Below are 17,789 nucleotides of genomic sequence, written 5' to 3'. Positions count from 1 at the left end.
TTTATTTTGAAGTTTTTCGTTCAAATTCAACTGCTTGACTCGCTACGATCTCTCGTCAGCGGGAGGCGAATTCTACAGCGTTTCAATCCGCTGTCAACCACCTTTTTCACCGCTGCCGATCTTTCGACCGAAGCCCCTCCGGCACCACCTGGAACATCTAACTCATTGAATCTCAAGGAGTTTTCCGTTCCGACTACGCCGGAAGTGGGGCGAATTATAGAGAGATCTGCAGGGGCGTCAAGGACTTATTTCAATAAAACTGCCATAAAGGTCAAAGTCCCCCTAAAACAAAAGGGGAGGCCTGCCGGCCTCCCCCTTCTTTACCGGCCTTACAGGCTAGGGAACGCGAACTGCGAAGCCTCATGGCTGGCACGCTGCGGCCAACGCTGAGTGATCGCCTTGCGGCGGGTGTAGAAACGCACACCGTCCGGACCGTATGCATGCAGGTCACCGAACAGCGAACGCTTCCAGCCGCCGAAGCTGTGGTAAGCCACTGGCACTGGCAACGGCACGTTGACGCCGACCATGCCCACTTCGATCTCGTCGCAGAACAACCGCGCCGCTTCGCCGTCACGGGTAAAGATGCAGGTACCGTTACCGTATTCGTGCTCGTTGATCAGGCGCATGGCTTCTTCCAGGCTATCCACGCGAACCACGCACAGCACCGGGCCGAAGATCTCTTCTTTATAGATGCGCATGTCCGTGGTCACGCGGTCGAACAACGTACCACCGACAAAGTAGCCATCTTCATTGCCGGCAACGCGGTAGCCACGGCCGTCCACCACCAGCTGTGCACCGGCAGCAACGCCGTCGTCGATGTAACCCACCACTTTGTCACGGGCTGCGGCAGTAACCAGAGGCCCCATGTCCAGGCCACAGGAAGTACCGGCACCGATCTTCAACGCCTTGATTTGCGGTTCCAGCTTGGCAATCAGAGCATCGGCGACCTGGTCACCCACACAGACGGCCACGGAGATGGCCATGCAGCGCTCGCCACAGGAACCATAAGCCGCGCCCATCAGTGCGCTCACTGCGTTGTCCAGGTCGGCGTCGGGCATCAGCACAGCGTGGTTCTTCGCGCCACCCAGTGCCTGGACGCGCTTGCCGCGCTTGGTACCTTCGGCATAGATGTATTCGGCAATCGGCGTCGAGCCGACGAAGCTCAGGGCCTTGACCTCTGGCGCATCGATCAGCGCATCCACGGCTTCCTTGTCACCGTGCACGACGTTCAGCACGCCTTTGGGCAGGCCGGCTTCGTGCAGCAGCTGGGCGATCAGCAGGGTCGAGCTCGGATCACGCTCCGAAGGCTTGAGGATGAAGCAGTTGCCACAGGCAATGGCCAGCGGGTACATCCACAGCGGCACCATGGCCGGGAAGTTGAACGGGGTGATACCGGCAACCACGCCCAGCGGCTGGAAGTCGGACCAGGCATCAATGTTCGGGCCGACGTTACGGCTGTACTCACCCTTGAGTACTTCAGGCGCTGCACAGGCGAACTCGACGTTTTCGATACCGCGCTTGAGCTCACCGGCAGCGTCTTCAACGGTCTTGCCGTGTTCTTCGCTGATCAGTTGGGAGATACGCGCTTCATTCTGTTCCAGCAGTTGCTTGAAACGGAACATCACCTGGGCACGCTTGGCTGGCGGTGTATTACGCCAGGCCGGGAAAGCAGCCTTGGCCGAATCAATGGCCTGTTGCACAGTTTGCTTGCTGGCCAGCGCGACCTTGTGGATAGCCTGGCCAGTAGAGGGGTTGAAGACATCAGCGGTGCGCTCGTCAGCAGCAACCAACTCGCCATTGATCAGATGTTGAACAGTGCTCATGCAAAACTCCAGAAAGGGGGCGTATCTGGACGCGAGCGCACTCGCGTCCTCTTCTTATATATAGGTGTGTAAATCAGCTGACCTGGTTGATTGCCTCACCGACCGCGTCGAACAGACGATCCAGTTCCTGCGGCTGGCTGTTGAAGGTCGGGCCGAACTGCAGCGTGTCGCCACCAAAGCGCACGTAGAAGCCGGCTTGCCACAGCTTCATGGCGATCTCGTACGGACGCACGATGGCATCACCGTCACGGGCGGCAATCTGGATGGCGCCAGCCAGGCCGTAGTTACGGATGTCGATGATGTTCTTCGCACCCTTGACGCCGTGCAGCACTTTCTCGAAATGCGGCGACAGTTCAGCAGCAGACTGCACCAGGTTTTCCTTCTCCAGCAGATCCAGGGCGGCGATACCGGCAGCGCAAGCAACCGGGTGCGCCGAGTAGGTATAGCCGTGCGGGAATTCCACAGCGTACTCCGGCGTCGGCTGGCTCATGAAGGTTTGATAGATCTCGCTGCTGGCAATCACCGCGCCCATTGGAATAGCACCGTTGGTGACTTGCTTGGCGATGCACATCAGGTCCGGGGTGACACCAAAGGCGTCGGCACCGAACATCGAACCCATACGGCCGAAGCCGGTGATGACTTCGTCGAAGATCAGCAGGATGTTGTGCTGGTCGCAAATTTCCCGCAGACGTTTCAAGTAGCCCTTAGGCGGCGGCAGGACACCGGCGGAACCGGCCAGTGGCTCGACGATCAGTGCGGCGATGTTCGAAGCATCATGCAGTTCGATCAGCTTGAGCATTTCATCGGCCAGGGCGATACCGCCCTCTTCCGGCATGCCCTTGGTAAAGGCGTTGCTGGCCAACAGGGTGTGCGGAATATGGTCAACGTCGAGCAACTGACCGAACAACTTGCGGTTGCCGTTGACGCCGCCCAGGCTGGTGCCAGCGATGTTCACACCGTGGTAACCGCGGGCACGACCGATCAGTTTGGTCTTGGTGGCCTGGCCTTTGAGGCGCCAGTAGGCACGCACCATCTTCACCGCAGTATCGGCACACTCGGAGCCGGAGTTGGTATAGAAGACGTGATTAAGGTTGCCTGGGGTCAGGTCGGTGATCTTCTCGGCCAGCTGGAACGACAGCGGGTGACCGAACTGGAAGGCTGGCGAGTAATCGAGCACACCCAACTGGCGCGACACCGCTTCCTGAATCTGCTTGCGGGTGTGACCGGCACCGCAGGTCCACAGGCCCGACAGCGAGTCATAGATCTTGCGGCCCTTGTCGTCGGTCAGGTAGCTGCCTTCGGCGGCAACGATCAGCCGTGGATCGCGCTGAAAATTGCGGTTGGCGGTGTAGGGCATCCAGTGGGCGTCCAGCTTGAGCTGGCTGGCCAGACCGACAGGAGCGTTTTCAGGCAGATTCATCGGGCAAGTCCTCGCAAGGCAATTGGGCAGCGATAAGTGTTGTTGCGACTAAGTTGTCACGGGGATAAAGTCTGGAAAACCCAACTTTTCTAATCTTCAGATAGACGACCACTAAACTATGAGCCGCCGCCCCGATCCCCTCGCGCAAGTCAGCGACTTTGATATCCGTCTACTGAAGATCTACCGCAGCGTAGTCGAGTGTGGCGGCTTTTCCGCGGCAGAGAACGTCCTCGGCATTGGCCGCTCGGCCATCAGTCAGCAGATGAGCGATCTGGAGCAGCGCCTGGGATTACGCCTGTGCCAGCGCGGGCGCGCCGGCTTTTCTCTGACCGAGGAAGGCCGCGAGGTGTATCAGTCGGCCCTGCAACTGCTCAGTGCCCTGGAGAGTTTTCGCACCGAGGTCAACGGCCTGCACCAGCACCTGCGCGGAGAATTGAACATCGGCCTGACCGACAACCTGGTGACCTTGCCGCACATGCGCATCACCCACGCCCTGGCCCAGCTCAAGGACCGTGGCCCGGATGTGCGCATCCAGATCCGCATGATCGCTCCCAGCCAGGTTGAACAGGGCGTGCTCGACGGTAGCTTGCATGTCGGTGTAGTACCGCAAACCAGCCCGCTGTCGGGCCTGGAGTATCAGCCGCTGTACAGCGAGCGCTCGTTGCTCTATTGCGCAGTTGGCCATCCGCTGTTTTATGCCGACGACCGTCAGCTGGACGACGAACGTCTGAATGCTCAGGACGCCATCGCCCCAACCTTCCGCTTGCCGGCCGATATCCAGGCGCACTACCAGGCACTTAACTGCACTGCCAGTGCCTCGGACCGCGAAGGCATGGCCTTTCTGATCCTCACCGGCCGCTACATCGGCTACCTGCCGGATCACTACGCCAGCTTCTGGGTGCAACAAGGAAGGCTGCGCGCGCTCAAGCCGGCGCAGCGTTTCTATGACCTGAGCCTGTGCTGGGTGACGCGCAAGGGGCGGCGCCCGCATCTGGTCCTGGAAAGCTTTCTGGAAAGCCTGGCGGCTACTCGCTGACGGCTAATGCTGGTAGGTTAGCCGATCAAAAGTGATACCCATTGCCTTGTCTGGAACCGCCCATGTCCTTCGAAGTCCCTGCGCATCGTGTCACCGCCCCGGGCAAGCCCGCCGGCCGCATTCGTCAGAAGAACGAGCAAGCCATCATCCAGGCTGCCGAAGACGAGTTTGCCCGTCACGGCTTCAAGGGCACCAGCATGAACACCATCGCCCTCAAGGCCGGGCTGCCCAAAGCGAACCTGCACTACTACTTCACCAATAAGCTCAGCCTGTATGTGGCGGTGCTGAGCAACATCATCGAGTTGTGGGACAGCACCTTCAATGCCCTGAGCGTCGAGGACGACCCGGCCCAGGCGCTGAGTACCTACATCCGTACCAAGATGGAGTTTTCCCGGCGCAACCCCCAGGCTTCGCGGATTTTCGCCATGGAGATCATCAGTGGCGGCCAGTGCCTGAGCGACTATTTCAGCCAGGACTACCGGGATTGGTTCAAGGGCCGTGCCGCCGTGTTCCAGGCCTGGATCGACGCCGGCAAGATGGATCCGGTCGATCCTGTGCACCTGATTTTCCTGCTCTGGGGCAGCACCCAGCATTATGCCGATTTCGCCACCCAGATCTGCCAGGTCACCGGCCGTAGCCGCCTGACCAAGCAAGATATGGAAGATGCCAGCAACAATCTTATCCACATCATTCTCAAAGGCTGTGGCCTGAAACTCCCCGACTGAACCTGCATTTATGCCTTTTACCCTGCTCGACACCTGCGAGTTTCGCGAAGAGATTCGCAAGAGCCGCTTCATTACCCTGGCAGCGCCGATCAGCAGTGCCGCCGAGGCCATGGACTTCATTGAACAACACAGCGACCTGGCCGCCACTCACAACTGCTGGGCCTGGAAGTTGGCTGCGCAGTATCGCAGCAGCGACGACGGCGAACCCGGCGGTACTGCTGGTCGTCCGATCCTGGCGGCCATCGAAGCCCAGGACTGTGATCAGGTCGTGGTGCTGGTGATCCGCTGGTACGGCGGTATTCAGCTGGGCACCGGTGGTCTTGCCCGTGCTTACGGCGGCGGCGCCAATAAATGCCTGCAGCAGGCAGAAAAGCGTCTGCTCGTCAGCCGCAGCGAAGTCAGTTGCAGCTGCAGTTTCAGCGAGCTGGCGCTGCTCAAGTTGCGCGTGGCCGAAGCAGACGGTTTGGTACTGGAGGAACACTTCACGGCCAATGGCGTCGACCTGCTGCTGGCCCTGGGTGAAGAACAGATCGAAGCGCTGCAACGCCAGTTGGCAGACCTGAGCCGGGGCCGGATCCTGCTGCAGCGACGCTGAACAATTGCCCACATTCACTGTGGGCCCGACTGTGGATAACCTCTGGGCATTCGTCTGCGTCCCTTGAGTTACGTGGCCTTCAGGCAAACGATCATATTTTGATCAAGATTTGATAACAGCACTTCAATCGTCGCAAAATCAGACAGTTACCCCCATTTATTACCCTCGGAAGGAAGCCTGCAGGCGCTTATATCCGCCTCTTGCGCTTGCTCACAGATCCTGTGGAGCAAGCTGTGGATAAGCCGTGTAACCCTTCACCAATAGCCTGCTCGGCCACGGTTTGACTAGACTGGTTATTCTTTGATCAACGACCAATCCATTGAAAGGAGTTCCTTCATGCCCTCGAACAAAACCGCGCTGATAATCGGTGCCTCGCGCGGCCTCGGACTGGGTCTGGTGCAACGCCTGGTGGAAGACGGCTGGAATGTTGTCGCCACGGTGCGCGACCCGGCCAAAGCCGAGACCCTCAGCACCCTGCCCCGAGTCCGGATCGAAACCCTGGAAATGAACAACATCCACCAGCTCGATACCTTGCAGGAACGCCTTGGCATGCAGACCTTCGACCTGCTGTTCGTCAACGCCGGAATCAAGGGACCGGACGACCAGAACCCGGAAAACGCCAGGCTTGCCGATATCGGCGAGCTGTTCATGACCAACAGCGTCGCGCCCATCCGCGTCGCCCAGCGCTTCGCCCCGCAGGTGCGCAGGAACACCGGGGTGATCGCCTTCATGAGCTCGGCACTGGGCAGCGTGAGCATCCCCAATGAGCCGGAGCTGTCCCTCTACAAAGCCAGCAAGGCAGCCCTGAACTCGATGATCAACAGCTTCGTGATGCGACTGGAAGACGTCCCGCTCACCGTTCTGGCCATGCACCCGGGCTGGGTAAAAACTGACATGGGCGGCGAAGGTGCCGACATTGACGTACAGACCAGTACGCGTGGCATGCTCGACCAGGTCAACGCCTGGAGCGGCAAAGGTGGCCTGCACTTTACCAACTACAAGGGCGACAGCCTGATCTGGTGAAATCGCTTGCGGTGGGTGTAAACTCGGCACCGCGCCCACCGTGGCGAACCTGGATCAGCAGACAGGGCAACACTGAGCTGGCTAACCTGAACCCACTTTCAGAGGAGCCGGCACCATGCCTGCGACCCGTATCTGGTTGAAAAACCCGCTTGCCATCTTCACCGCCAACAGCCTCGATGCCCGTGGCGGCCTGGTCCTTGAAGACGGCCGTATCACTGAAGTCCTGGCCCTCGGCGAAACGCCGTCCAGCCCCTGTGGACAAGTCTTCGACGCCCGCGAGCACGTGGTCCTGCCAGGACTTATCAACACCCACCACCACTTCTACCAGACCCTGACCCGCGCCTGGGCGCCGGTGGTCAATCAGCCGCTGTTTCCCTGGCTCAAGACCCTCTACCCGGTCTGGGCCCGGCTGACCCCAGCCAAGCTGGAGCTGGCCACCCGCGTGGCCCTGGCTGAATTGCTGCTGTCCGGCTGCACCACGGCGGCCGATCACCATTACCTGTTCCCGGATGGCCTGGAAAACGCCATCGACGTACAGGTCGAGGCCGTGCGCAAGCTGGGTATGCGCGCCATGCTCACCCGCGGCTCGATGAGCCTGGGCGAAGCCGACGGCGGTCTACCGCCACAGCAGACCGTGCAGCAGGGTGAAGTGATCCTGGCCGACAGCCAGCGACTTATCCACAGCTTCCACCAGCGTGGTGAAGGTGCACAAATCCAGATCGCCCTGGCCCCCTGCTCGCCGTTCTCGGTCACCCCGGAGATCATGCGCGCCAGTGCAAGCCTTGCCGAAGATCTGGATGTGCGCCTGCACACCCACCTGGCTGAAACCCTCGATGAAGAAGACTTCTGCCTGCAACGCTTCGGACTGCGTACCGTGGATTACCTGGACAGTGTCGGCTGGCTTGGCCCACGTACCTGGCTGGCCCACGGCATTCACTTCAACCCGGACGAAATTGCCCGCCTGGGCGCTGCCGGTACCGGCATCTGCCATTGCCCGAGTTCGAACATGCGCCTGGCCTCGGGTATCTGCCCGACCGTTGACCTGACCAATGCCGGCGCCCCGGTTGGCCTGGGTGTCGACGGTTCAGCCTCCAACGATGCCTCCAACATGATCCTCGAAGCGCGCCAGGCCCTGTACCTGCAGCGCCTGCGTTACGGCGCCGAAGCGATCACCCCGGAACTCGCCCTGGGCTGGGCTACCCGTGGGTCGGCGCAGCTGCTTGGGCGTACCGACATCGGTGAGCTGGCGGTGGGTAAACAGGCTGACCTGGCCCTGTTCAAACTCGACGAATTGCGTTTCTCCGGCAGCCACGATCCGCTTTCGGCGCTGTTGCTGTGCGGCGCCGACCGCGCCGACCGGGTCATGGTCGCCGGCCAGTGGCGGGTGATTGACGGCCAGATCGAAGGCCTGGACGTCCAGGGCCTGATCGCCGATCACCGCCAGGCTGCCGCGCAACTGATTGCCGGCTGAGGTTTCAGCGGCCAGGAAACGCCAGCATGATAACGGTGGCGAACAGCACGAAGTGGGTCATGCCTTCGATCGTGTTGGTTTCGCCATCGTTGATGGTTGATGGTTGATGGTTGATGGTTGATGGTTGATGGTTGATCGCGTCACTGTAGAAGCTTTACCGGATTTACCACCTGGTCAGCTTTCTCGGCCAGCAGCGGCCATCCCCTGTAGAATGCTACCAACCGCACCTGATGAGAAACAGACTTTATGTACGACTGGCTTAACGCGCTGCCCAAGGCAGAATTGCACCTGCACCTGGAAGGATCGCTGGAGCCCGAGTTGCTGTTCGCCCTGGCCGAACGCAACAAAATCGCCCTGCCCTGGAACGACGTCGAAGCCTTGCGCTCGGCCTACGCGTTCAACAACCTACAGGAATTTCTCGACCTCTACTACCAGGGCGCCGACGTGCTGCGCACCGAGCAGGACTTCTACGACCTGACCTGGGCGTACCTGTTGCGCTGCAAGGCGCAGAACGTGATCCACACCGAGCCGTTCTTCGACCCGCAAACCCATACCGATCGTGGTATTCCCTTCGAAGTGGTGCTCAATGGCATCAGCGGCGCGCTCAAGGATGGCCAGCAGCAGCTGGGCATCAGCAGCGGCCTGATCCTGAGTTTCCTGCGCCATCTGAGCGAAGAAGAAGCGCACAAAACCCTCGACCAGGCCCTGCCGTTTCGCGATGCCTTTATCGCCGTTGGCCTGGACAGCTCGGAAATGGGCCACCCGCCGAGCAAGTTCCAGCGCGTCTTCGACCGCGCCCGCAGTGAAGGTTTCCTGACCGTTGCCCACGCCGGTGAAGAAGGTCCGCCCGAGTACATCTGGGAAGCCATCGACCTGCTCAAGATCCAGCGTATCGACCATGGCGTGCGCGCCATTGAAGACGAGCGCCTGATGCAGCGGATCATCGACGAGCAGATCCCGCTGACCGTCTGCCCGCTGTCCAACACCAAGCTGTGCGTGTTCGACCACATGACCCAGCACAACATCCTCGACATGCTCGAGCGTGGCGTGAAGGTCACGGTGAACTCGGATGATCCGGCGTACTTCGGTGGTTATGTCACCGAAAACTTTCATGCGCTGCATACCCACCTGGGGATGACCCAGGATCAGGCTCGGCGCCTGGCGCAGAACAGCCTGGATGCGCGATTGGTCAAGCCGTAGAAATCATTGGCAGCATCGTGGGACAAGCCCGCTCCTTGGAGCGGGCTTGTTGTTTCTGGTCTCTAGCCCACGGACTTCAGTGCCATCGGTTGAGCAATCCGGTTGATTTGATGCAAACCTGCCGCGCTGATCTGCAACCTGCGTGAAGTTTCACTCTCGCAGATCCAGCCAGACTGCATGAATAGTTTCAGCAAGCTGCTGCCCAACGCTCCGCCCAAGTGCGGACGATGCTCACTCCACTCGCTGCAGCAGCGACAACTGCTGAAACTTCTGTGTTGATGCCGGGCCAGGGACTCAATGAAGATGCCATAGCGGGCAAACTGCAGCCGTCCCTCCTGGGTCACCGTGATTTGCTGCTCCATGCCCTCCAGCCAACCGGCGTCGAACAGGCGCTGATAAAGATCCGCAGCCAGCTCACCACCCAGGTGATCACCGCACAGGCGGGCTCGGCGCATGGACAATGGAATGCCGACATCCTCTCGGTCCTCCTCCACTTCCCGGGTAGTGACCTGAACACTGGCCAATGCTTCGACAGCAGCACCGACCTCAGGTCCGGCAAGCCTGAAATAACGCTTTCTCCCACGCGGCTCAAGTTTGAGCAAGCCACTGGCCGAAAGCCTTGCCAGGTGTGCGCAGGCAGAGGAAGGCGTCAGGCCGGCCATGTCTGCCAGCTCATCAGAGGGGCGTGCCACGCCGTCGATCAACGCCCAAAGCATCGCGCTACGCTTGGGGTCGGCAAGCAGGCTGGCAATCTGGCTGATACTTGTTACAGGTTTCATATCTCAACTCCCTGCGAGAACACATCTGAAATCGATTGAATAACCATGTCAGCAGCATTTACTGCGAGGTTCCCGATGCCAGAGCGGCTGGAAGTTTTAGTGATGACTCACCGGCAGTCAGCCCGCACTACGAACCAGGCAAAGTTAGTGTGAGAGCGATACTTGCCGGCCGTTGACATGGAAATTTCTCTCGCTGGAAACGACTGCTGGAATGATTATAAGCCGCCTCGGGGAAACAATTTCCAAGCCAGTATGTAGGCAATTTGGCAAAACAACCCAGCTCAGCAAAACCATGGCCATGACTCGCCCGGATAACTCGTAGGTTAACTTTCGATACGATTGTTGTAGAACCGCAGTCCATACCTGTTCGCTTCAAGTCACAAATAAATAGCGCTAAAAAAAACAGAAATTAAACCTACAACTAGCGTAATAAAAAGCCACAAATAAATCGGCAAGCTCTCAAATACCAAAACATGTTCTACGGGCTCACGCCCTTCAATTGCTCGAGCAGGGCCTGACAACGTTCCCTGAGCAGATTACGCAGCAATTGCACCGGTTTGCTCAACTGCGCTCGGTGTGTGCACATCAGGTTCAGCGGCGCGGACTCTCCCTCCAGGTGCCCCAACAGCACCTTCAAGTGCCCGGCCTGCACATCGAACGCCACATCCAGCCAGGACTTGTAGGCAATTCCGAGGCCTGCCAGCGCCCAGCGGCGAACCACATCGGCGTCGTCGCAGAAGCGGTCACCACTGACGGTCACACCCACTTCACTCGCCCCCCGGCCAAATCGCCAATGATCGTGAACGCGGCTGCCCAACTGATAGAGCAGGCAATTGTGCTGGGCCAGGTGGGCGATTTCCTTTGGCTCGCCATGACGGGCCAGATACGCTGGCGAGGCACACAGTACGCGCCGATTGTCCACACACAGCGGTAGCGCCACCAGGCTCGAATCTTCCGGCGTGCCATAGCGCAGGGCAATGTCCGCTGCCTGACGAAACAGGTCGGCGTTGCGGTCCCCCAACAACAGGCGTACGGATAATTTTGGGTGCTCGCGCTGCAGCTCATCCAGCCAGGGCAACAGGACATTGCGCCCGAAGTCCGATGGCGCCGACAACTGCAAGATGCCGCTGATGTCATCCTGCCCCTGCGCCAGCTGGCGCCGCCCTTCATCCAGGCTGGCCAGTGCACTGCGGGCGTGCAACAAAAAGCCTTCTCCTTCGGCTGTCAAGCGCAGGTTGCGGGTAGATCGGGCAAGCAATCGCGCACCCAACTGCTGCTCCAGGCGTTTCAGCGCGGCACTGGCCACCGCGGGGGAAAGGTCGAGCAGCCGCGCAGCAGCTGACAGGCTACCCAGTTCCGCTGTACGAACGAACAGCTGCAAGTCATCGAATCGCACAGGAGGGCCTCATCATTATCAAAAAAACATTGAAAGTATCTGTCGTTCTAGCGCCTTTTAACATGAAGTGAAAGCGCCAATCATGGCGGCCAACGATTTCCCCTTGAGGACGACCCACATGAAAGCCATCGCCTATTACCACTCCCTGGCCATTACCGACCCAGACGCCCTACAGGACGTCGAATTGCCAGCCCCCGAGCCGGGGCCACGGGACCTGCTGGTAGAAGTACGGGCCATTTCGGTGAATCCGGTGGATACCAAGGTCCGCCAGAACGTGCAGCCTGAAGCAGGTGCCGCCAAGGTACTGGGTTGGGATGTGGCCGGTGTGGTCAAGGCGGTGGGCAGTGAGGTCAGCCTGTTTCAACCAGGCGACAAGGTCTATTACGCGGGCTCTATCGCCCGTGCCGGGGGTAACAGTGAGCTGCATGTGGTGGACGAACGAATCGTTGGTCATATGCCCAAAACCCTGGGCTTTGCTGAAGCCGCAGCCCTGCCGCTGACGGCAATCACGGCCTGGGAACTGCTGTTCGAACGTCTCCAGGTTCCCGAAGGGCAGGACGACCTGGGTCAACGCCTGTTGATCGTCGGTGCCGCCGGTGGTGTGGGCTCGATCCTGACCCAATTGGCCAGCCAGTTGACCGGGCTCACTGTAATCGGCACAGCTTCCCGTCCACACACCCAGGATTGGGTCCGTGAACTGGGCGCCGACCAGGTGGTCGACCATAGCCAGCCGCTCGCCACCGTGCTCAAGGCGCAAGGCATCGAGCACGTCACCCATGTCGCCAGCCTGACCCAGACCGACCAGCATCTGGCGCAACTGGTCGAAGCCCTGGCGCCCCAAGGCAAACTGGCGTTGATCGACGACCCCAAGCAACTGGATGTCGGCCTGCTCAAGCGCAAGAGCCTGTCGTTGCACTGGGAGTTCATGTACACCCGCTCGCTGTTCGAAACCGCCGACATGATCGAGCAGCACAAACTGCTCAACCGGGTCGCCGAGCTGATCGATGCCGGCACCCTCAAGACCACCTTGGGCGAGCACTACGGCACCATCAACGCGGCCAATCTGCGTCGCGCCCACGCCTTGCTGGAAAGCGGTGCGGCCAAGGGCAAGATCGTTCTCGAAGGTTTTTGAGGCAAGGCGCCCACCCCGGTATCGGGGTGGGCATGACCGTCAGTCCGAGAACTGACCCAGGTCATTTCCCTGCCGTGAGGCAGCGCTACAATTCTTCAGCCAACGCTAAACGCAGGTATGCCACGATGATTATTCAAGTCAGTGCATCAGCCCAGAATCCCGGGTGCCCCTGGCAGGTTCGACTGGACCAGCACGTGGTGAGTTTTCGCAGCGAAGCTGAAGCCCGCGCCTTCGTCAGCACCTTGCAGGCCCGCTTGCAGGCACCGCACCCACTCAAACGGGTCGGCTAAGCTGTAAGCGACGCGTGTTCATCGACATCGCTACTGCTGCCAAGCCACATAAGCTGATGACCAGGGCCATGGGCACTGCACTGCCATCGTGCAAAACGCCCACCAATGCCGCTGCACCCGCTGCGACGCTGAACTGCAGGCAACCGAGCAGCGCCGAGGCGCTCCCGGCCCGTGCGCCTTGCCCGCTCATCGCACAGGCCGAGGCATTGGGGATGATGCAACCCAGGCTGGCAATACAGACAAACAACGGGATCAGCAGCGGCCATAGCTTGGCCGGATGCAAGGCGCTGATCGCCAGCAACGTCAACCCTGCCGCCAGGTACACCCACACTGCCCGTACCAGCAAAAACGCCGGCCCGCGCTTGGCCAGCAAGCGCGCATTGACCTGCGCCACCAGGATGAAACCTGCCGCGTTGCTGCCGAACAACCAGCCATAGTGCTCGGCGGGCACGCCATAGAGTTTGATGAAGACAAAGGGTGAACCAGCGATATAGGAAAACATCCCGGCAATAGCGATGCCACCGGTCAGGGCGTGACCAATGAAAACCCGATCCTTGATCAGGCGCCCGTACTGACGCAAGGCACCGGAGAGTGGCTGGCGTGGCTGGTTGGCCGACAGGCTTTCCGGCAAGCCCAAGGCAACAGCCAGGGCACACAGGGCACACAGGGCACACAGGGCACACAGGGCACTGAACAGGGTCAGGGCAACAAAGATCGATTGCCAGCCATACAGGTTGACCATCACCCCACCAAGCATCGGCGCCAGGATCGGCGCCAGGCCCATCACCAGCATCAACTGGGAAAACACCTTGGCCGAGGCCACCGCATCGCATTTGTCACTGACAATTGCCCGCGACAGCACCATGCCGGCACAACCTCCCAGGGCCTGGACGAACCGCGCCAGGATCAACGCATCCAGGTTGGGGGCAAAGGCACAGGCAAGGGATGCCAGGGTAAACAGGCAGACACCGACCAACAGCGGAATCCTGCGGCCAAAGCGGTCAGCCACCGGCCCATAGGCCAGTTGACCAATGGACAAACCAAGGAAGTAGGCGGCCAGGGTGGTCTGGATGTGTTTTTCGTCCGTACCGAAAGCCAGTGCCATCGCCGGAAAGCCCGGCAGGTAAAAGTCGATCGCCAGGGGCCCGAACGCACTCAGGGCGCCCAGAATCAGGATGGTTCGCAGGTTCATCGGAGATCCATAGCAGGCTAAGCAAGTCTGCTAGTCTAACCGCCCTGCCGGGGTTGCGCTGCGAAGAGTTGTGGCCGCGCCGTGAATCTTTGTATCCACAGCACGGCCCGCCAGGCTCAGAGCGCTTCGGCCTGGTAACCCTCTTCACGGATCAGCTGAAGAATCTCTGGGGCTTGCAACGAACTTTGCACTTTCACTTGTTTCTCGCCCAGATCGACTTCGATGACGGCCGCCGCATCCTGAGCCTGAACCGCGCGGGTCACGGCCTTGACGCAATGGCCGCAGGTCATTCCTTGAACGTTGAACACTTGCATGGGGACTGCCTCCTGTGGGGTTTTAGCCAGTCTCAAGCTTGCCATCGAGGCAAGGTCAAGTTCCTCTTCACGCTGCCGGGGTGGAAATCATCGTCCGGGTCGGCCAAGCTGCGAGCCTGACGATTGACGATGCAGGAGTTTCATTTCATGCGCAGGGCAGCTTTCGGCCTCTTCGGCCTGCTGGGTATTTTCGGCGTGCTTCCCCAGGCCAGCGCCGAGGGGCCAAGCGACTACAGCATTCTGATCATCTCCCGCGAACGCCTGGAAGTGGCGACCTCATGCGAGATCGGCGTATACATCAACGATCAACTGGCCGGACGGGTGTTCCAGGAACAATCAACCTCATTCAATCTGCCAGCCGGCGAACTCGATGTGCGTCTGCGCTACCTGCCAGGGCAGGCACCAGGTTGCCAGCCAGGCATCGAGAACCAACGCAGCACCCGACTGAAGCTGCAGGCCGGCCAGATCAATAAATACCGGGTTGCTGCCGATCAGAATGGCCTGAAGTTGATCAGAGCCGGCCTGGGCTATTGACCTTACCCAAATGGCAAGGTTGATGCTGGTGGCCTGTCCAAGGAGGAGTGCCCATGTCTGCATCTACCACTTTCGATCTGCCGATTGCCGGCATGACCTGTGCCAGCTGTGCTGGCCGGGTCGAGCGTGCCCTGCGCAAAGTCAGCGGCGCCGAGCAGGTCAGCGTCAATCTCGCCACCGAACAGGCGCGGATTCAAGCACCGGTCGATAGTCTGCCCGCCTTGGTCGAGGCGGTCGAACAAGCCGGCTACCACGTGCCGAGCCAGACGCTGGAGTTGCAAATTGGCGGCATGACCTGCGCCTCCTGTACCGGCAGGGTCGAACGCGCCCTGGCCAAGGTGCCCGGCGTCCAACAGGTCAGCGTCAATCTGGCCAACGAGCGAGCCCACATCCGAATACTCGGCCAGATCGACAGCACCCTGTTGATCGATGCCGTCATCCACGCCGGCTACTCGGCTAGCCTGCCGCAGAGCACCCAGGCCAATCAGGCCGATGCCGAACGCCGCCTGCACAAGGAGCGTTGGTCGGTGGCACTGGCCGTGCTGCTGGCCCTGCCCCTGGTGCTGCCGATGCTGTTGCAGCCCTTCGACGTGCACTGGATGCTGCCGGTCTGGGCCCAGTTCGCCCTGGCCACGCCCGTGCAGTTCATTCTCGGCGCTCGTTTCTATGTCGCCGCCTGGAAAGCCGTGCGCGCCGGCGCTGGCAACATGGACTTGCTGGTCGCCATCGGCACCAGCGCCGGGTACGGCCTGAGCCTTTATGAGTGGGCCCAGGCCAGCCCCGGGGTGATGCCACACCTGTACTTTGAAGCCTCCGCTGTGGTGATTGCCCTGGTGCTACTCGGCAAGTACCTGGAAAGCCGTGCCAAACGCCAGACCGCCAGTGCCATCCGCGCCCTCGAAGCCTTGCGCCCGGAGCGGGCGTTGCTTCTGGCCGATGGCCAGGAACGCGACGTGGCGATCAGCGAACTGCGCCTGCACGACCTGGTCGCGGTCAAGCCTGGCGAACGCTTTCCGGTGGATGGTGAGGTGATCGAAGGCCAGAGCCACGCCGATGAGGCACTGATCAGTGGCGAAAGCCTGCCGGTGCCAAAACAGCCGGGCGACAGGGTCACCGGTGGCGCAATCAACGGCGAAGGCCGCTTGATCGTGCGCACCCTGGCCCTGGGTACCGAAACGGTACTGGCGCGCATCATTCGCCTGGTCGAAGACGCGCAGGCGGCCAAGGCACCGATCCAGAAACTGGTGGACCGGGTCAGCCAGGTGTTCGTACCGGCCGTGCTGGTGCTGGCGCTGATTACCCTGGTCGGCTGGTGGCTGGCCGGCGCGCCGATTGAAACCGCCTTGATCAATGCCGTCGCCGTGCTGGTCATTGCCTGCCCCTGCGCACTAGGACTGGCCACACCAACGGCGATCATGGCCGGTACCGGTGTCGCCGCTCGCCACGGCATTCTGATCAAGGACGCCGAAGCCCTGGAGCGTGCCTATGCGGTCAACCGAGTGGTGTTCGACAAGACCGGCACCTTGACCTCCGGTAGCCCGCGCATCGTCCACAGCAAGGCTGCGCTCGGTGAGCAAGCCCACCTGCTGCAACTGGCCGGCGCCCTGCAACGCGGCAGCGAGCACCCGCTGGCCAAGGCCGTGCTCGATGCCTGTGAAGAACAAGGCCTGGCCGTCGCTGATATCAGCAACAGCCAGTCCCTGACCGGACGCGGTATCGCCGGTAGCCTGGACGGCCGCGAGCTGGCGCTGGGCAACCGCCGCCTGCTCGACGAGAGCGGTCTGCAAGCGGGTGACCTGCAAACCAGTGCCAAGGAGTGGGAGGCCGAAGGCCGGACCCTGTCCTGGCTGATCGAACGCAGCCCGCAGTTGCGTGTGCTGGGCCTGTTCGCCTTCGGTGACAGCCTCAAGCCTGGCGCCGGACAAGCCGTGCAGCAACTGGCCGACAAGGACATCAGCAGCCACCTGCTCACCGGTGACAACCGTGGCAGCGCCAAAGTCGTCGCCCAGGCGCTGGGCATCACCGACGTGCACGCCGAAGTGCTACCAGGCGACAAGGCCGCCCACGTCGCAGCGCTCAAGCAGTCGGGGGTGGTGGCAATGGTCGGTGACGGCATCAACGATGCCCCGGCCCTGGCCGCAGCCGACATTGGCATCGCCATGGGCGGTGGCACTGACGTGGCCATGCAGGCTGCGGGCATCACCCTGATGCGCGGTGATCCACGCCTGGTGCCGGCCGCTCTGGAAATCAGCCGCAAGACCTATGCGAAGATTCGCCAGAACCTGTTCTGGGCCTTCATCTACAACCTGATCGGGATTCCGCTGGCAGCCTTCGGCATGCTCAACCCGGTGCTGGCAGGCGCGGCGATGGCCCTGTCGAGTGTCAGCGTGGTCAGCAACGCGCTCTGGCTGAAAACCTGGAAGCCCGAAACCCCACCACAGGAGCACGCCCAATGAACATCGGCCAAGCTGCTCGCCGCTCCGGGTTGAGTGCCAAGATGATCCGTTACTACGAGTCCATCGGCCTGCTCCAGCCAGCCCTGCGCAGCGACAGCGGTTATCGCTTGTACCAGCAGGAAGACTTGCACCGCCTAGCGTTCATCAAGCGCTCGCGAGACCTGGGATTCTCCCTGGAGGAAGTCGCCCGTCTGCTGACCTTGTGGCAAGACCGCCAGCGCGCCAGTGCCGACGTCAAGGCCCTGGCCAGCCAGCATATCGATGACCTGAACCGGCGCATCGAAGAACTGGTAAGCCTGCGCGATACCTTGAGCGAGCTGGTTGCCCATTGCCAGGGCGATGATCGTCCCGACTGCCCGATCCTCAAGGACCTGGCAGCCGGCAGCAGCAGCTGTCACTAATG

At 60.8% G+C, this 17,789-nt stretch carries 17 protein-coding genes; 11 read left to right on the top strand and 6 right to left on the bottom strand.

Features of this window, described 5'->3' with window-relative positions; all coding sequences use genetic code 11:
- Positions 1 to 329: 329 nt before the first annotated feature.
- Together ACRESH_RS02680 and ACRESH_RS02675 are read right to left on the bottom strand one after the other, a co-directional pair.
- Positions 330 to 1,823 (bottom strand): CoA-acylating methylmalonate-semialdehyde dehydrogenase, encoded by a 1,494-nt coding sequence (locus tag ACRESH_RS02680; protein WP_431740477.1) that lies wholly within the window; start codon positions 1,821 to 1,823, stop codon positions 330 to 332.
- 73 nt (positions 1,824 to 1,896) lie between these two features.
- Entirely contained in the window at positions 1,897 to 3,243 is a 1,347-nt protein-coding gene (locus tag ACRESH_RS02675) for an aspartate aminotransferase family protein (RefSeq protein ID WP_431740476.1), read from the bottom strand.
- A gap of 118 nt (positions 3,244 to 3,361) precedes the next feature.
- Between ACRESH_RS02675 and ACRESH_RS02670 the strand changes: the two genes are divergently transcribed.
- From ACRESH_RS02670 to ACRESH_RS02645, 6 genes are all read left to right on the top strand, one after another.
- Positions 3,362 to 4,279, top strand: a complete 918-nt coding sequence (locus tag ACRESH_RS02670; protein ID WP_431740475.1) for a LysR family transcriptional regulator — start codon at positions 3,362 to 3,364, stop codon at positions 4,277 to 4,279.
- 62 nt (positions 4,280 to 4,341) lie between these two features.
- Positions 4,342 to 5,004 (top strand): TetR/AcrR family transcriptional regulator, encoded by a 663-nt coding sequence (locus ACRESH_RS02665; protein ID WP_431740474.1) that lies wholly within the window; start codon positions 4,342 to 4,344, stop codon positions 5,002 to 5,004.
- A 10-nt stretch (positions 5,005 to 5,014) separates the two neighbouring features.
- Positions 5,015 to 5,599 carry an IMPACT family protein gene (locus ACRESH_RS02660; protein WP_431740473.1) on the top strand — a complete coding sequence of 195 codons (585 nt, stop codon included), beginning with the start codon at positions 5,015 to 5,017 and terminating at the stop codon, positions 5,597 to 5,599.
- 336 nt (positions 5,600 to 5,935) lie between these two features.
- Positions 5,936 to 6,622: an SDR family oxidoreductase gene (locus ACRESH_RS02655; protein WP_431740472.1), complete on the top strand. Its 687-nt coding sequence runs from the start codon at positions 5,936 to 5,938 to the stop codon at positions 6,620 to 6,622.
- 115 nt (positions 6,623 to 6,737) lie between these two features.
- Positions 6,738 to 8,093 (top strand): 8-oxoguanine deaminase, encoded by a 1,356-nt coding sequence (locus ACRESH_RS02650; RefSeq protein ID WP_431740471.1) that lies wholly within the window; start codon positions 6,738 to 6,740, stop codon positions 8,091 to 8,093.
- A gap of 246 nt (positions 8,094 to 8,339) precedes the next feature.
- A complete protein-coding gene (locus tag ACRESH_RS02645; protein WP_431740470.1) occupies positions 8,340 to 9,293 on the top strand; it encodes an adenosine deaminase in 954 nt (317 codons plus the stop codon).
- 62 nt (positions 9,294 to 9,355) lie between these two features.
- Here ACRESH_RS02645 and ACRESH_RS02640 read toward each other — a convergent pair whose 3' ends face one another.
- Together ACRESH_RS02640 and ACRESH_RS02635 are read right to left on the bottom strand one after the other, a co-directional pair.
- Complete coding sequence (locus tag ACRESH_RS02640) at positions 9,356 to 10,072, bottom strand: ArsR/SmtB family transcription factor (protein WP_431740469.1); 717 nt, start codon at positions 10,070 to 10,072, stop codon at positions 9,356 to 9,358.
- A 478-nt stretch (positions 10,073 to 10,550) separates the two neighbouring features.
- Positions 10,551 to 11,468 carry a LysR family transcriptional regulator gene (locus ACRESH_RS02635; RefSeq protein ID WP_431740468.1) on the bottom strand — a complete coding sequence of 306 codons (918 nt, stop codon included), beginning with the start codon at positions 11,466 to 11,468 and terminating at the stop codon, positions 10,551 to 10,553.
- A 118-nt stretch (positions 11,469 to 11,586) separates the two neighbouring features.
- On the opposite strand from ACRESH_RS02635, the gene ACRESH_RS02630 reads away from it, so the two are divergent.
- Together ACRESH_RS02630 and ACRESH_RS02625 are read left to right on the top strand one after the other, a co-directional pair.
- Positions 11,587 to 12,600: a zinc-binding alcohol dehydrogenase family protein gene (locus ACRESH_RS02630; RefSeq protein ID WP_431740467.1), complete on the top strand. Its 1,014-nt coding sequence runs from the start codon at positions 11,587 to 11,589 to the stop codon at positions 12,598 to 12,600.
- 125 nt (positions 12,601 to 12,725) lie between these two features.
- Entirely contained in the window at positions 12,726 to 12,890 is a 165-nt protein-coding gene (locus tag ACRESH_RS02625) for a hypothetical protein (RefSeq protein ID WP_431740466.1), read from the top strand.
- Here ACRESH_RS02625 and ACRESH_RS02620 read toward each other — a convergent pair.
- Positions 12,874 to 14,082 carry a multidrug effflux MFS transporter gene (locus tag ACRESH_RS02620; protein WP_431740465.1) on the bottom strand — a complete coding sequence of 403 codons (1,209 nt, stop codon included), beginning with the start codon at positions 14,080 to 14,082 and terminating at the stop codon, positions 12,874 to 12,876. The two genes, ACRESH_RS02625 and ACRESH_RS02620, sit on opposite strands and share 17 nt — an antisense overlap.
- A gap of 116 nt (positions 14,083 to 14,198) precedes the next feature.
- The gene (locus tag ACRESH_RS02615) at positions 14,199 to 14,396 is read right to left on the bottom strand and encodes a heavy-metal-associated domain-containing protein (protein WP_431740464.1); all 198 of its coding nucleotides are present in this window, start codon (positions 14,394 to 14,396) and stop codon (positions 14,199 to 14,201) included.
- Positions 14,397 to 14,543: 147 nt separating this feature from the next.
- Between ACRESH_RS02615 and ACRESH_RS02610 the strand changes: the two genes are divergently transcribed.
- From ACRESH_RS02610 to cueR, 3 genes are read left to right on the top strand one after another with little or no spacing between them, the layout of a single operon-like run.
- Positions 14,544 to 14,930, top strand: coding sequence for a hypothetical protein (locus ACRESH_RS02610; protein WP_431740463.1), 387 nt, complete (start codon positions 14,544 to 14,546; stop codon positions 14,928 to 14,930).
- A gap of 53 nt (positions 14,931 to 14,983) precedes the next feature.
- Positions 14,984 to 17,386, top strand: a complete 2,403-nt coding sequence (locus tag ACRESH_RS02605) for a heavy metal translocating P-type ATPase (protein WP_431740462.1) — start codon at positions 14,984 to 14,986, stop codon at positions 17,384 to 17,386.
- Positions 17,383 to 17,787 (top strand): Cu(I)-responsive transcriptional regulator, encoded by a 405-nt coding sequence (gene cueR, locus ACRESH_RS02600; protein WP_431740461.1) that lies wholly within the window; start codon positions 17,383 to 17,385, stop codon positions 17,785 to 17,787. Before ACRESH_RS02605 ends, cueR begins: the two co-directional genes overlap by 4 nt.
- Positions 17,788 to 17,789: the final 2 nt, after the last annotated feature.

The sequence above is a fragment of the Pseudomonas sp. genome (assembly GCF_050739775.1).
Taxonomy (GTDB): Bacteria; Pseudomonadota; Gammaproteobacteria; order Pseudomonadales; family Pseudomonadaceae; genus Aquipseudomonas.
Note: the sequence above shows the minus strand (reverse complement) of the source record. Positions and strands in the feature narration are given on the sequence as shown.